A 14,207-nucleotide genomic window follows, 5' to 3' on the forward strand; every position below is an offset into this window, starting at 1 on the left:
GCTCGCGGTATTTACGGTCTTGACCGTAAGTCCTTTCTCGCCAGAATGCGACCCTGAGGAGCCGGATTTGAGTGTCGTACCGCATCCGGTCGGGTTGCCGGCCGAAACCGGGGCCGTGCCGATCACGCCGGCGCCGGTCACCGCGTCCGGGCCGATCAGCGCGATCAAGACCCGCGTGGTCAGTGCGACGTACCGGCGTCCGTTCCAGATCAGCAGCGGGATCAGCACCGAGCTGATCAGCCTCGTGGTCGAGGTGCACACCGCCGACGGCGCCGTCGGCATCGGTGAGACGTCGCCGATGACGGCGTACACCGGTGAGACGCTGGCCGGCGTCCAGGCCGCGATCGAGGAGCACCTAGCCCCGGCCCTGATCGGCCGTGACCCGCTGGACCGTGCCGGAGCCCACCTGGTGATGGACTCCGTTCTCCGCGGCCAGCACGTGGCCAAGTCCGGCCTCGACATCGCCCTGTACGACCTGGCCGGCCGGCTGAGCGGCTGGCCCGTGCATGCCCTGCTCGGCGGCAGCATCAGGGACCGCGTGCAGACCACGTGGGTCGTCGGGCTCGGCACCCTCGATGAGATGGCGGCAGAGGCCGCCGAGTACGCCGACAGGGGCTTCCGGCACCTCAAGGTCAAGGGCGGCCACGACCCGGCCAAGGACCTCGAACTGGTACGCGCGGTCCGCGCGGCTATCCCCGCGGACGCCGAGCTGTGCCTGGACGCCAACGAGGGGTACGACGCATCGACCGCACTGCCGTACCTGGCCAGGATGGCCGAGGCCGGCCTGACCCTGCTGGAGCAGCCGCTGCCCCGGTGGGACCTGGCGGGACTCGTCCGGTTGCGTGACCGGCTCGACGTACGCCTGATGGTCGACGAGAGCATGCACTCGCTGCAGGACGCTCTGGAGATCGCCCGGCGCGGTGCGGCCGACGTACTGAACATCAAGATCCTCAAGGTCGGTGGGCTGCACAGAGCCCTGCAGATCGCCAACGTAGCCGAGGCCGCGGGCCTGGCGGTGAAGGTAGGCTCGATGCCTGAGCTGGGCGTGGCCACGCTGGCCGCCGTCCACCTGGCCGCCGCCGTGCCCGGTGCGACCGTCGCGGCGGACCTGGTCGGGCCGCTGATGGTGCACGAGGACCCGCTGGCTCCGACTGTGTTCGCCGACTGTGACGGCTGGATCGACGTACCAACGCGCCCCGGCCTCGGCCACGACGTCTGAGAGGTCAGATGCATCCACTCGTCGAGCAACTCCGCGGCACGCTGCTCCCTGCCGTCGTCACCCCGATGGACACCGACGGTGCCATCGCGTACGACGCTCTGACCGCCTACGCCGGCCGGATGGCGACAGAGCCCATCGGCGGGGTCGCTGTGTGGGCTCACACCGGCCGTGGGCTCTACCTGTCAGCTGCGGACCGCTCCAAGGTCCTGGAGACGTGGCGAGAGGCGACAGACGTGCCGATCGTTGCAGGGGTCGGCGTACCGCGTTCTGTCGCCGCACAGACGCTCCAGGAGGCTGCTGACGCGACTGTGGCGATGGCACTGCAGGCTGCCGCGGGCGGAGCCGACGCAGTGATGGTCTACCCGCTGGCAGCCCTTGGCGAGTTGGCGGACGGCCACGCACAGGCTGTTGCACTGCATGAGCGCGTGGCCGCCGAGAGCGGGCTGCCGCTGGTCGGCTTCTACCTGCATGGCGAGGCCGGCGGGTATCCGTACCCGCCGGAGCTCATCCGCGACCTGCTGAGCCTGGACGCCATGCTCGGCGTCAAGACAGCCACGCTGGACCGAGCCATCGGCTGTCAGGACGCCATCTGGGCCGGTCGGGACACCGGCAAGCTGCTGATCACCGGTGAGGACCGGATGTACGGCCCGTCGTTCATGTGGGGCGCCGACACCGCGCTGGTGGGCATCGCGGCGGCACAGGTCGAGTTGTCGGCCGCCGTACTGCGCAACTGGACGTCAGGCGACCACTCCGGCTTCCTGGCTGCCTCTGACCGACTGGACCGCTTCGCTGCCGCGACCTTCTACGCGCCGATCGAGGGCTACGTGCAGCGGATGCACTGGGCCGCGGCGTGGGAGGGCCTGATCCCCGAGGACGCCGCCCACGACCCGTACGGTCCGGACCTGCCCGCCGCCGAGCGGGACGTCGTGATCCGCTGCCTCGAGGAGCTCAGCCACTATCCTGCGAGTTAAGGGCCCGACCATAAGGAGTGTCGTGCAGATCAACCCAGCGGTGGCCTGATGGCCCTCACGGTCGGAGTCATCGGCCCGGAGGACCTGGTCCAGCGCGTCATCGCGGTCGGTCCGCCGAGCGGCGCGACCCTGGTCCCGCTGCCGTACCACCACGAGACCGAAGCGGTCGAGGTGGTCGAGCAGTCCCACCAGAAGGTCGACGCGATCCTGTTCACCGGCGTCGTCCCGTACACGATCGCCACCGAGGCCGGCGTCATCGACCGCCCGGCGATGTACGTCTCGTACGACGGCGCCACCCTGCTGCGCGCCTTGGTCGAGCTGCTCCGGCTCGGCCACAACGTCACCCAGTTCTCCATCGACACCCTGCGGCGCAGCGAGGTGATGGAGACGCTGATCGAGGCGAAGCTGCCGACCGACCAGATCCAGGTGCTCCCGTACCGCCCCGGCCTCACCTCGGACGACATCGTCGCGTTCCACCGCACCGCACGCGAGAAGCACGACACCAAGGTCGCGATCAGCTGTCTCGGCTCCGCATTCCACCTGATCGAGAACGAGATGCCGTCCGTCCGCCTCGCGCCGTCGCGGTACTCGATCCGCTCGACCTTGCAAGCCCTGGTTCTGACCACCACCGGCCAGCACGTCGGCGATGCCCAGGTCGCCCTCGGCATCATCAACCTGCCCGAACCCGACGACAACCTCGCGGCCGACCTGATCACCCTCGGCGCCAGCCTCGCCGCCCTCCCCGACGGCCGCCACCTCGTCGTCACCACCCGCGGCGTCCTCGAGCAGGCCACCGAACAGTTCACCCGCATGCCCCTGCTCGACCACCTCGCGTCCAGGCACAGCACGGCGTACGTCGGCTTCGGAGTCGGCCGTACGGCGGCCGAAGCCGAAGCACTCGCCCGCCGCGCAGTCAGCCGCGCCGCCTCCATCGGCACCGTCGCCGGCGTCGTCTCCATGTCCGACGACGTGGAGATCGTCATCGAACCCACCGGCGACCAACCCGCCACCGCCCGCGGCCCCGAAAGCCTCCCCCTCCTCGCCCGCCGGGTAGGCCTCAACACCCAAACCCTCGCCCGCATGCGCGAACTGGTCGCCACCCTCCCCGACGGCCTCACCACCCAAGACGTCGCCGACCACCTCGCCGTCCAGCTCCGCACCGCCCGCCGAGTCCTCAAACGCCTCGAACGCGCCGGCCTCGCCGACCCCATAGGCAGCCAACAACACGGCCGAACCGGCCGCCCCCCAACCGTCTACCTGATCCGCTTGTAACCACTGGGTCCAGCCCACGCGTGCTACGCAGCCGCTCCTCCGTCGCAGCAGCTACGCCCGCTCCCACCCGCCCCCCCCCCCGGCTCATCGCCGGTGCATCCCTGGCCGGCTACCGCCGCCCGTCTGCGTGCTAACGCCCGCCCTTCGCGAGCTATCGCCCGCCCTCTGCGCGCTCCTGCGTCGCGCGCCATCACTACCAACCGACCGCCCGTCCGCGAGAGAACCGGCGTCACAGCGATCGAGTGTTCGCACCCGTCAGTGGATTCCGGCAAGCTATCGCGGACTGCGTGGTGTGGTGGAGGCGTAAATGAGGTAACGCCCGACAACCAGTTCTCGATAATCGGTTCGTGACGGGGATGAGCAGGCGTTGGCGCATCGGCGGCGTCATCTACGTGCTTGCCGTGCTGATGTTCGCCACCTACGTCTACCTCGTAGATTTCGACCTCATCAGCTTCCTGTGGCTCGGCACCGCGCCACTCGGACTGGCGGTCCCCTATGTCAGCTATCTCGCATCGACACCACTGATCCTGCTGCGCATTGTCGACCCGGTCGCTGACAACGAACTAGTGCCATTCCTCGTCTTGCTGTGGACACTCGCCGCGATTGGGAATGTCGTGATCGCCCGGACGATCTGGGACGGGCTGCGCGCCCACTGCCACCGACGTACTCCGGCCAGCGTTGTCCCGTCCCCCTGACAGGAAGCAGAGCTACAGGTGCAAAGCACGCGCAGATCGATACTTCTCACCGCCGTGGTGGTCTGCGCTGCGAGCCTCCTGACCGCTTGCGGACCGCGGGCATCGCGTGGCGTGGTCGGCATGTCGGTCGATGACGCGGGCACACCGCTGATCGTGCTGCGGAACTGCGACGGTGACATCGCCCAGCTCGAGTTCTACGACCGGACGCTGCCGCGAACGGACGAAACCCCACCCACGCCAGTGGTGATGTACGTGAACCCGCGCCCGGACAAGTCCGTGGTGCAGATCGCCATCCGGACCGGTGGGAACGGCTGGCAGGTCCAGGGAAAACCACCAGCCTTGCGTCCTGACGGCAAGTACTTGATCCAGGCCTGGGGCAGCCGACACGAGTGGTCCGGCCGCGGCACCGAGTTCACCCTGAGCGACCTCAAGACCGTCAAGCCCGGCCAAGTCCGCCACAAGTCTCCACCCGCCGACGCCACCCCGCCGTACGACGCCATTCCCCTGAAGTACCACGTGACCCCGCTGAGCGAGTTCACCACCGACAAGTGCCCGTAAGACCCTCGCCTGGATCCGCACGAGCCAAACTCGGGCATGACACCCGTCGAGCTGCCAGGATCGGCTCGACCTGGCGACGCGTCCTCTGCCCGCGGCATCATGTGCGGCCTGGAGATCTACCGAATGTCTTGCGGCCACTCCCGCCACGCAACCGACGATGGCCGGTCCCCGCCGATGGCCAAGAATTCTTTGGCTGCGGCTCGCACCACGTCGAGCGGAAGTTCTGAGTCGGATGGAAACGGGGTCTCGTTGCCGGCGTGGCCGTACATCAAAGGTTCGTGACCGCTCTGCTCGCCGACGGCGTACCAGACGCCGGATTCCTCACCTCGGCGACCGGCATACCGCAGGCCACCGCTCTTGCCGTCGGCGTTGACGGCAAGCTCGAACTCGTGGTCAGGCAGACCAAGCTCGGACCTCGGACGTTCCCGGATGGCGAGCGCGGCAACCGAGTACTGCGGTCCCGCGCTCAGCAAAGTGTCGATGAGTTCGTCGATCTCCGCAGCGGACGTGAGGATCGTGGGTTCGTCGTCCCGGAAGTACGCCTCGGCGCTGTAGGTCATGGTTTGCCTCTTCCGCGATAGGTTTTGCCGAATCCGTCTTGGTCGTAGACCGTCAAGCTTGTCCCCTTCGGCAGGAAGTACGGGAGCAGGACGTTGCAGCCCCACGGTCGTCGGCAAGGCCGGTTGTTGATCACGATCGTCTCGTTGGTCAAGCCACGTTCGCGCATCATCATGGCGAACTTGATCTCAACGTGCGAGGCGATACGCAGGCTATGGGGTGGCGGCACGAGCTTCTCGCGAGTGACGTACTCATCGGCGTCCGCAGAGTAGCGGTCGTACCCACTGACGAGTTCCTCCTCGTTCCCATCGCTGTCGATCCACAGGCCACGGGTCTTGTCTGGCGTCGCCTTGCTCTCGTCACGCACAGGCAGACGCTGCAGAATCCCTTCCACAGTGTCCGGCGCAATACGCCGAACCCGATCGACTCCTGACTGATCAGGCGATCCGCCTTCCGGTGTCCGCGCGCCGCTGACCATCTGCTCGACCCAGCCGCGAGCCTTGGGCCGCGCGAGCGAGAGATAGTGCGCCGCTTCCTCACAGCGCCGGGCGGCTTCGTCCAGCTGCGTCGCAGCCAACTGGGCTTGTGGGTTGCGACTCAAGTCAGCGAGTACGAGGCCGCCGAAACGATCGAGGCCCGCTGCGCCAAGGACGCCGACCGCCTCGAGTGCCTCCTGCAAGCGGTCGAGTACGGCGAAGCCGGCTACAAGCGGGTCGGCGGCTGGATCGAGTCCTCCCGCGCCCGAATCCAAACCGCCTTCGGCCGCCGCCTCGCCGAAGCGGCACTCCAAACATCCCCGCTCGCGTGGCGCGACCGCTGATCAACACTTCCCCACGTCGACCACGATCCCTCCAACTCGCGTCAGAACGGCTCGATCAACTGACGTGCGCTGCGTTTGCCGCAGAAACGCGCGCTGAGACGTAACGACGTGCTCGGACAAGTGCTCTTGATCGAGAGGATTTGTTCATGGCTGAGAAGCGTCGGCCTTTCAGCCCGCAGCTTCAGGCGGTTGGCTGGTCGGTCGAGCATCACCCGTACCGGCGACTCAACCCTGTCGGGTCATTCGGATCACGAAGTCGGTTTCGTGGTAGAGGTTGTTGTCGGGGTCAACCGTCATGCCCAGGCCGCCTCCGGACAGGTGGGTGAAGACCGCTGTCCACTGGTTGCACCTGGCCGGGTCCACAGGGGTGAAGCGCATCGTCAGGCGGGAGTCAGTGGCCTCGCTGACGGCGAGCGCGCCGTTGTAACAGCCGTTGGCGCCGGACGCCAGGTTGCCCACCTGGTGGCCCTTGTCGAGCGTCGCTGTGAGTACCTGTCCGCCGGCGTTTGAACCCTGCCACTGGCCGTCGAACGAGTCCGGGATCGAAGTCGAGACCCGATCGATCACCTGCCAGGCGACCAAGCCTCCGACGACCAAGACCACGGCTGCCAGCGCGACGATCAGCCGCCGTCCTCGCCACCTCGCCGGCCACCACTGCGGCAGCCGCCCCGGCGGTGTGGCGTCACCCGGTGCTGTTGCCTTCGACGCCCGTCCGGATGCACCGATCGATGCGGCAGCGCCCGATGCGGCGTCCGCCTGCTCGTTGCCGGTCGATCCAGCTCCGGCTGACTCGATTGGTCCAGCTGGTACGGCCGGCCCGGTTACATCGGACGGTCCGGTTGGTTTAGCCGGTGATGTCGGGGCGGCGGGGGTCTCGGTGGCGATCTGAGCGGACCCGGCGAGGGCGGCGGTGGCGGCGGCCGCGACGGTGCGGCTGTCGTCGTCGGCCAAGCCTTCCAGCGCCCGCCGCGCGGCAAGCGCGAGGCCCTGGTGGCGGCTCGACAGCAGCCTGGCCAGCTCGTCCACCGCTCCGGCTCGCACGCCGGCCAGTGGACTGTCGATGGAAAGCACCAGCTCAGGCGGCAGCGCAGCTGGTTCGGAGACCGGTGTTCTGCGCCGGGCGATGACGAGGTCGCCCTGGACGCCGAAGGTCCACTTGCCAGGAGTCTGATGCGGGGTCACCTCGCGCACCGCGTCGTAGATGTAGTCGTACAGCTCGTCCAGGTCGACGTACCCGTCCTGGTCCCGATCGGCCTGCCCCGTTGTCAGACCACGCACCATCGCAGTCGTGAACACCGAGGGAGCCGGATCACCGGACTCGGTCAGTTCACCGCCCTCGAAGGCGTACTCGACAGCCCCCGACGCCGTGAGCACTGCCCGGCCGCGCCCGCTGAACCGCTCCTGCAGATCCATGACCTTGGTCGCGCGGGCCCGCATGCCCCGATCGAAGGCGCCGGCGTAGCAGCAGTCGAGGAACAACACGATGCGACGCGACCGGCTCTGCGTCATCCGCCGGTTGACGAAATCGGCGGCGACCGCGGTCGCGCCCAGCAGCCGGAGCCGGGTGTTCGCCATCGCGAAGTACAGCTCACCGTCGCGGTCCTTGATGCCGTGGCAGGAGAAGTGCAACAGCAACAGGTCGTCCGGAGAGCGGTCGGTCAGGAACTCCTCGACAGCCTCGTTGACCAGGTGCGCCGGCTCGTTCAGCAGAGTCCGGACCTCGAACCCGCCGATCTGTGGGTCGCTTAGTACGGCTGCCAGGGCGTCGGCATCCGCCGCCGGAGCCCGCAACTCACTGAGCCCCGGATCTTGGTATGCGTTGCTCGCCACGATCAACGCGCTGCGGCCCCCGCGAGCCGACTCCAACCAGGAACCACCCGCCATGAAATCAGTGTGGCGTCGGCCCACCCAAGTGTGAAGAGGCAGACCTGGTAGGCGGGCGCGACGGAGGAGCGACCGCGTAGCGCGCGTGGGTCAAGGTCTGATGATGGTTATGCCGGCGGGGGTGTTGTTGGTCAGGGCGGCCAGGGCGGTGGGGGTTTCTTCCAGGGTGATGGTTCGGGTGATCAGCGCGGCCGGATTGAGGTTGCCGTTGGCAACTAGGGTCAGCATTTCGGGGTAGGCGTGGGCGGGCATGCCGTGACTGCCCAGCCATTCGAGTTCCTGGCCGATCAGGCGGCCTACGTCGAGTTGGACGCCGGAGGGGAGGAGGCCGACCTGGAGGTGGCGGCCGCGGGGGCGCAAGGTGAGGAGGGCTTGCTGGACGATGGAGTTCGAGCCGAGAGCGTCCATCGTGACGTGGGCGCCGCCGCCGGTGAGGTCGCGGAGGTGGGACACAGTGTCGGCAGATGCCAGGACGGTGTCGGCAGCGCCGTACGCGCGGGCCAGCGTCAGAGCGTCGGGGTTCTTGTCGACGGCGATCACGCGCGCGCCGAGGGCGGCCGCGATCATGACCGCGGACAACCCGACGCCGCCGCAGCCGAAGATCACCACGTTCTCGTCCGCGGCGACCCGGCCGACCTGACGAACAGCGCGGAAGGAGGTCGCGAAACGACAACCCAAGCCGGCCGCGGTGTCGAAGTCGAGATCGTCGGGCAGGCGCACCAAGTTGACCGCGGCGAACGGTACGGCGACGTGCGTGGCGAAGGAGCCCCAGTAGTTGAAGCCGGGCTGGAGCTGGTTGGGGCAGACCTGCTGGTTTCCGGAGAGGCACTGTTCGCACGTGCCGCACGCGCAGATGAACGGCGTGGTGACGCGGTCGCCGACCTGCCAGCCGTCGACCCCGGGACCGATGGCGGCGATCGTTCCGGCCAGTTCGTGCCCAGGGACGTGGGGCAGGACGATGTCCGCGTCGTGCCCCATCCAGCCGTGCCAGTCGCTGCGGCACAACCCGGTGGCCTCGACCTTCAGGACGACACCACCGGGCTCCGGCTCAGGGGCCGCCACCTCGGCGACAGTGGGCAGGACGCCGTACTGCTCGACTAGGACAGCGCGCATCCCGCAATGGTGCCTTAGCCGCCCGCGACGGCGGGGATGATCGAGATCTCGCCGCCGTCCTTGACCGAGGTCTGCAGGCCGTCGGCGAAGCGTACGTCGTCGTTGTCGACGTACACGTTGACGAAGCGGCGCAGCTCGCCGGAGTCGTCCAGCACGCGGCCCTTGATGCCCGGGTAGGCGGTGTCGAGGGACTCGAGCACCTCGCTGAGCGTCGCGCCCTCGGCGCTGACCGAGGACGCGCCCTGGGTGTACTGGCGCAGGATGGTGGGGACCCGGACACTCACGCTCACTGCAGGCCTGCCTTCACGAAGGCGTCGTACGACGCGGGGATGGTCACCTTGGGGCCGACCCGGTCGGCCACGGCGTCGAGCGTCTTCAGCCCGTCGCCGGAGTTGATGATCACCGTCTCGGCCTCGGGGTCGAGCTGGCCGGTCTCGACCAGCTTCTTCAGGGTCGCGACCGTCACCCCGCCCGCGGTCTCGGTGAAGATGCCCTCGGTGCGGGCCAGCAGCCGGATGCCCTCGATGACCTCTTCGTCGGTGACGTCCTCGATGGCGCCACCGGTACGGCGGGCCACGTCCAGGACGTACGGCCCGTCGGCCGGGTTGCCGATCGCGAGCGACTTGGCGATGGTGTCCGGCTTGACCGGCTTCACCACGTCGTACCCGTCCCGGAACGCCTGCGCGACCGGCGAGCAGCCGGTGGCCTGGGCGCCGTACACCTTGTAGTCGGTCGCGTCGACCAGGCCGAGCTTGCCGAGCTCGGTGAAGCCCTTGTCGACCTTGGTCAGCTGCGAGCCGGAGGCGACCGGGATGACGATCTGCTGCGGCAGCCGCCAGCCGAGCTGCTCGGCGATCTCGAAGGCGAGCGTCTTGGAGCCCTCGGAGTAGTACGGGCGGACGTTGACGTTGACGAACGCCCAGCCCTCCTCCTCGCCGGCGATCTCGGACGCCAGCTTGTTCACGTCGTCGTAGTTGCCCTCGACCGCGACCAGCGTGCCGTCGTACACGGCGCTGGTGATGACCTTGGGGCGCTCGAGGTCGTGCGGGATGAACACGACCGAGCGGATGCCGGCCCGGGCGGCGGCCGCGGCGACGGCGTTGGCCAGGTTGCCGGTGGAGGGGCAGGCGAAGACCTTCATGCCGAGCTCACGGGTGGCGCTCAGGGCGCTGGCGACGACACGGTCCTTGAAGGAGTGCGTCGGGTTGCCGGAGTCGTCCTTCACCCACAGTCTGCGCAGGCCCAGCTCGCGGGCCAGGTTGCCGGCGTCGATCAGCCGGGTGTAGCCGGGTTCGGTGTTCGGGAAGCTGGCCACGTCGACCGGGACGGGTAGCAGCGGCTGGTAGCGCCAGATGTTCTTGGGGCCGGCCTCGATCTGCTCACGGGTGATGGTGGGGTACTCGTACCCGACCTCGAGCGGACCGAAGCACTCCGTACAGGCGTATAACGGACCGAGCGGCGACTTCGCCCCACAGGCGCGACAGCTCAGGTGCGTACCGTTGCCGAAGGCACCTTCACGGATGGTGTGGGTGGCGGCGGTCAGGCTCATGGAGGTTCCCTCCTCATCTTCCCCGGTCGCCGGATCTCGGCGCGGGACGGATTTGGCACCGTTCCACCGCGAGCGTCCCGGACGGGACCTCAACGGGGAGGGTTGCCGGGACTTCAACGGGCCGTTTCCCTCAGTCCCTCTGGATGAGCTCCCCCGAGGTTACCCAATCGGGTCCATATTGTGTCTTCGGTTCCCACCATCCGAGACACTCGATCTCAACCGTGCCGGGCCCGGAAAGTACGGCGGTACGCCGAGGGCGACGTGTGGAGCTGCTTCGCGAAGTGATGACGCAGCGTCACCGGGGTCGCGAAGCCGGCCGCGGTCGCGATCTCCTCGACCGGGGCGTCACCAGTCTCCAGCATCGTCAAAGCCGCCTGGATCCGCTGGGCGATCAGCCACTTGCCCGGGGTCGTCCCGGTCGCCTTCACGAAATGCCGCAGGTAGGTCCGCGACGACAGCCCGGCCTGCCTGGCCAGATCCGGTACGCCGATCGGCTCGGCGAGATGCTCCAACGCCCACTCGAGGCTCCGCGCGACCGAGGCGTCGTCGGGGTCGGGCGGCACCGGGGACTCGATGTACTGCGCCTGCCCGCCGGCCCGGTACGGCTGGATCACCAGCCGCCGGGCGACCGCGTTCGCCACGGCCGCGCCGTAGTCCTTCCGGACCAGGTGCATGGCCAGGTCCAGCCCGGCGGCACACCCCGCACTCGTGAGTACGTCGCCTTCGTCGGTGTAGAGCGGCTCCGGGTCCACATGGACCTTCGGGTAGCGCTCACGGAGCAGGTCGGCGTACCGCCAGTGCGTCGTGGCCCGGCGGCCGTCGAGCAGGCCGGCCGCCGCGAGCGCGAACGCACCCGAGCAGATCGACACCATCCGGGCGCCGCGCCGATGCGCAGTCCGCAACGCCTCGATCAGCGCCTCCGACGTCTCGCCGCGCGGGTCGTGGACGCTCGGGATGACGACCGTGTCCGCGGCGGCGAAGTCGTCCAGGCCGTGCGGAGTGCTGAGCGTGGCGCCGCCGAGCACGCGGATCGGGTCCGGCGTCTCCGTGCAGACCTTCAGCCCGTACCAGGGCTGGTCGATGTCCGGCCAGGCCAGCCCGAACACCTCGATCACGATCCCGGCCTCGAAGGCCGTCATCCCGTCGTACGCGAGGACAGAAACCGTGCGTCGTCCCATGTGTCACAATCTTAGCGATAGTGGTCCTGAGCGCCACTTCTGCGGGCGGCTCGATCCTCGGACGATGGAGTCATGTTCAAGGTTCTGAAGGAGTTCGCAGCCGGAATCAACGCCGCCTCCGCCGTCCGCCACGGGCTCACGCCGCCCGCCGGGGCGCTCACCGCCGACGGCCGTCGAGCGTACGCATCAAAGGCGTCGCGGCAACGCCGTGAACAAGGACGCTCAGCACGACGGTGAAGCCGACGGTCGCCCACAACCACGGCAGATCGGTCGCGAAGTGCACACCGACGGCCGCCAGGTAGTAGACCGACGTCACGCCCCGGACCCCGAAGGCGGCCGTCATCCAGCGCTCGGAGCGATTCAGCTCCGAGCGCGCGAGCGAGAGCCACGCGATGACCGGACGGACGACGAACACCAGCAGTACGCCGATCACCGCGCCGGCCAGGGTGAGCGGTTCGAGCAGGCCGCCGGTGATCGCGACGCCGAGCAGGAGCAGGATCCCCCAGGTCAGGATGTGTTCGAGCTCCCCGATGAAGTTGTGCAGCTCCGAGTGGAACTCGTGACTCCGCTCGGCCGCCCGAAGCGCGAGCGCCGCGATGAAGACGGCGATGAACCCGTACCCGTGCAGCACCTCGGTCAGCCCGTAAACGCCGAGTGTCATGGCCAGCGCGAGGACGGGCTCACGTGAGTCCGCGAGCCGGAAGCTCTCGGCAGGCGCGCTGAACGCCATCTTGCCCAGCAGCCAGCCGGCGCCGAGGCCGACCGCGACGCCGATCGCCGTCTTGCCCACGACGTACCAACCAAGCCATTCCCACGCCGAGTGCGATTTGGTGGCGGCGAAGACGGCCAGATAGACCAGCGGGAACGCCAGTCCGTCGTTCAGCCCGGCCTCGGACGTCAGCGCGAACCGCACCTCGTCCTCCTCGTCCGGCTTGGCGCTCTCACCGGTGGTCGGCCCGCCAACCTGGACGTCCGACGCGAGCACCGGATCGGTTGGCGCGAGTACGGCGGCGATCAGCAACGCGGTCGCGGGAGCCAGGCCGAGCAGCCAGCCCACTCCGGTCAGCGCAGCCACACCAGCCGGCATCGCAACGAACAACAGCCGCCACGTGACACTCCATCGGAGCAGGCTGATCGGCCGGTCGATCGCCAGGCCGACACCCATCAGCGCGACGATGACGGTCAGCTCGGCCAGGTGCTCGGTCAGCTCGGGCTCGGCGATCGGACTGAGTCGGGACCGGTCGACGGCCAGCCCGAGCAACAGGCCGGCGCCGAGGAACGCGATCGGCGCGGACACGGCGTACCGGCGGAGCAAGCGAGGCAGTACGGCGCCCAGCAGCAGGGCCAGCCCGGCGACCAGGTACAGCCCGTCCCCGTCGATCGTCATCGTGCCGGACCGGTGCCCAGCGGGCGACTACCTCAAGCGATGGGTCGCACCCGGGGTGTGCGTCGGCAGGGACTTGCGAGGCCCGTAGCGCGGGTGGCCGACGCCGGTCAGCTCGAGCAGACGCTGCACCCGGAAGCGGTGGCCGCGGTACGGCTCGATGAGCTCCGCACAGCCGTCGTCGTCGAGCTCCTCACCGATCAACGCGTACGAGACGTTGCGGGACACGTGGTAGTCCGCGAACGAGAACGCATCCGCGTCACCGTGCGCCCGCTGCCGCACCTCAGCAGCCGTCCACACCCCGACGCCGGGCAACGACCGCAGCCGCCGTTCGATCTCCGCGGAGTCGGTCAGTTCCAGCGTCCGCTCCAACGCCTTCGCGCGAGTCGCGGCCGTGATCACGACCCTCGAACGACGGTTCTCCACGCCGGCCCGCAACCACTGCCACGACGGGATCATCCGCCACTCCTCCGGCGCCGGCGGGACCAGCATCACGCGCCCGTCCGGCGGCTGCGGTCCGGGCGCGGCCTCGCCGTACTCGCGCAGGATCAGCCGCCAGGCCCGGAACGCTTCCTTGCCGGTGACAACCTGTTCGATCCCGGCCGCGGCCATCGCCTCGAACACCGCTCGCGTCCGCGGCACCCGGACGTGCGGGAACCGCCGCGCCGCGTCCACCAGCGCCCGGTGCTCCGGCAACGGCTCGAACCCGTCCCAGCTGTCCGCGTCCCCCAGCAGCTCCGGCACCCCGTCCAGGGCCCACCCGGCGCCCGGACCCCATGCCTCGGCCTCCACTTCACCGGTCGACGCGTACGGCGTCAGCCGCAGCAACACCGGCCCCTCCGGTGTCCGCGTGGCGCGCCAGACGGCACGCCGTACCGGATCGAAGACGTACGCCGGATCGCCAGGACCCTTCCGCAGGCCACCGATCACCGAGTGCGGATCCACCACCCGCCCAGGACGCCAAACCCGCACCACCGAACTCACGGGCCAAGTCTTACTCACGCCA

At 68.9% G+C, this 14,207-nt stretch carries 15 protein-coding genes and 1 riboswitch; of the genes, 6 read left to right on the forward strand and 9 right to left on the reverse strand.

The annotated features are described in order from the left end of the window. Nucleotides 1-67: 67 nt before the first annotated feature. From ACWCOV_RS04110 to ACWCOV_RS04130, 5 genes are all read left to right on the forward strand, one after another. The gene (locus tag ACWCOV_RS04110; protein WP_449827747.1) at nucleotides 68-1,219 is read left to right on the forward strand and encodes a mandelate racemase/muconate lactonizing enzyme family protein; all 1,152 of its coding nucleotides are present in this window, start codon (nucleotides 68-70) and stop codon (nucleotides 1,217-1,219) included. Between the two features lie 8 nt (nucleotides 1,220-1,227). Continuing rightward, complete coding sequence (locus ACWCOV_RS04115; protein ID WP_449827748.1) at nucleotides 1,228-2,190, forward strand: dihydrodipicolinate synthase family protein; 963 nt, start codon at nucleotides 1,228-1,230, stop codon at nucleotides 2,188-2,190. Nucleotides 2,191-2,238: 48 nt separating this feature from the next. Further along, nucleotides 2,239-3,462, forward strand: a complete 1,224-nt coding sequence (locus tag ACWCOV_RS04120) for a helix-turn-helix domain-containing protein (protein WP_449827749.1) — start codon at nucleotides 2,239-2,241, stop codon at nucleotides 3,460-3,462. A 347-nt stretch (nucleotides 3,463-3,809) separates the two neighbouring features. Further along, on the forward strand, nucleotides 3,810-4,157 hold the full coding sequence (locus ACWCOV_RS04125) for a hypothetical protein (protein WP_449827750.1): 348 nt from the start codon (nucleotides 3,810-3,812) through the stop codon (nucleotides 4,155-4,157). A 120-nt stretch (nucleotides 4,158-4,277) separates the two neighbouring features. After that, nucleotides 4,278-4,715: a hypothetical protein gene (locus tag ACWCOV_RS04130; RefSeq protein ID WP_449827751.1), complete on the forward strand. Its 438-nt coding sequence runs from the start codon at nucleotides 4,278-4,280 to the stop codon at nucleotides 4,713-4,715. Nucleotides 4,716-4,831: 116 nt separating this feature from the next. Here the strand turns inward: ACWCOV_RS04130 and ACWCOV_RS04135 are convergent, their stop codons facing one another. Then, nucleotides 4,832-5,275, reverse strand: coding sequence for an Imm1 family immunity protein (locus ACWCOV_RS04135; RefSeq protein ID WP_449827752.1), 444 nt, complete (start codon nucleotides 5,273-5,275; stop codon nucleotides 4,832-4,834). Then, nucleotides 5,272-5,751 (reverse strand): DddA-like double-stranded DNA deaminase toxin, encoded by a 480-nt coding sequence (locus ACWCOV_RS04140; protein WP_449827753.1) that lies wholly within the window; start codon nucleotides 5,749-5,751, stop codon nucleotides 5,272-5,274. The genes ACWCOV_RS04135 and ACWCOV_RS04140 overlap by 4 nt, the downstream gene beginning before the upstream one ends. Before the next feature lie 45 nt (nucleotides 5,752-5,796). Between ACWCOV_RS04140 and ACWCOV_RS04145 the strand changes: the two genes are divergently transcribed. Beyond that, complete coding sequence (locus ACWCOV_RS04145) at nucleotides 5,797-6,093, forward strand: HD domain-containing protein (protein WP_449827754.1); 297 nt, start codon at nucleotides 5,797-5,799, stop codon at nucleotides 6,091-6,093. Between the two features lie 225 nt (nucleotides 6,094-6,318). Here the strand turns inward: ACWCOV_RS04145 and ACWCOV_RS04150 are convergent, their stop codons facing one another. From ACWCOV_RS04150 to ACWCOV_RS04180, 7 genes are all read right to left on the reverse strand, one after another. Continuing rightward, a complete protein-coding gene (locus ACWCOV_RS04150; RefSeq protein WP_449827755.1) occupies nucleotides 6,319-7,977 on the reverse strand; it encodes a caspase family protein in 1,659 nt (552 codons plus the stop codon). Between the two features lie 90 nt (nucleotides 7,978-8,067). After that, nucleotides 8,068-9,090 (reverse strand): zinc-dependent alcohol dehydrogenase family protein, encoded by a 1,023-nt coding sequence (locus tag ACWCOV_RS04155; protein ID WP_449827756.1) that lies wholly within the window; start codon nucleotides 9,088-9,090, stop codon nucleotides 8,068-8,070. Nucleotides 9,091-9,104: 14 nt separating this feature from the next. Beyond that, nucleotides 9,105-9,380, reverse strand: a complete 276-nt coding sequence (locus tag ACWCOV_RS04160) for a ubiquitin-like small modifier protein 1 (RefSeq protein ID WP_360533358.1) — start codon at nucleotides 9,378-9,380, stop codon at nucleotides 9,105-9,107. After that, nucleotides 9,377-10,639 (reverse strand): threonine synthase, encoded by a 1,263-nt coding sequence (gene thrC / locus ACWCOV_RS04165; protein WP_449827757.1) that lies wholly within the window; start codon nucleotides 10,637-10,639, stop codon nucleotides 9,377-9,379. The genes ACWCOV_RS04160 and thrC overlap by 4 nt, the downstream gene beginning before the upstream one ends. 10 nt (nucleotides 10,640-10,649) lie before the next feature. After that, nucleotides 10,650-10,789: riboswitch (SAM riboswitch) on the reverse strand. Nucleotides 10,790-10,854: 65 nt separating this feature from the next. Beyond that, nucleotides 10,855-11,817, reverse strand: coding sequence for a helix-turn-helix domain-containing protein (locus tag ACWCOV_RS04170; RefSeq protein ID WP_449827758.1), 963 nt, complete (start codon nucleotides 11,815-11,817; stop codon nucleotides 10,855-10,857). Nucleotides 11,818-11,974: 157 nt separating this feature from the next. Continuing rightward, entirely contained in the window at nucleotides 11,975-13,204 is a 1,230-nt protein-coding gene (locus ACWCOV_RS04175) for a cation:proton antiporter (RefSeq protein WP_449827759.1), read from the reverse strand. A 27-nt stretch (nucleotides 13,205-13,231) separates the two neighbouring features. After that, on the reverse strand, nucleotides 13,232-14,185 hold the full coding sequence (locus ACWCOV_RS04180; protein WP_449827760.1) for a DNA-3-methyladenine glycosylase family protein: 954 nt from the start codon (nucleotides 14,183-14,185) through the stop codon (nucleotides 13,232-13,234). Nucleotides 14,186-14,207: the final 22 nt, after the last annotated feature.

The organism is Kribbella sp. NPDC002412 (assembly GCF_053592935.1).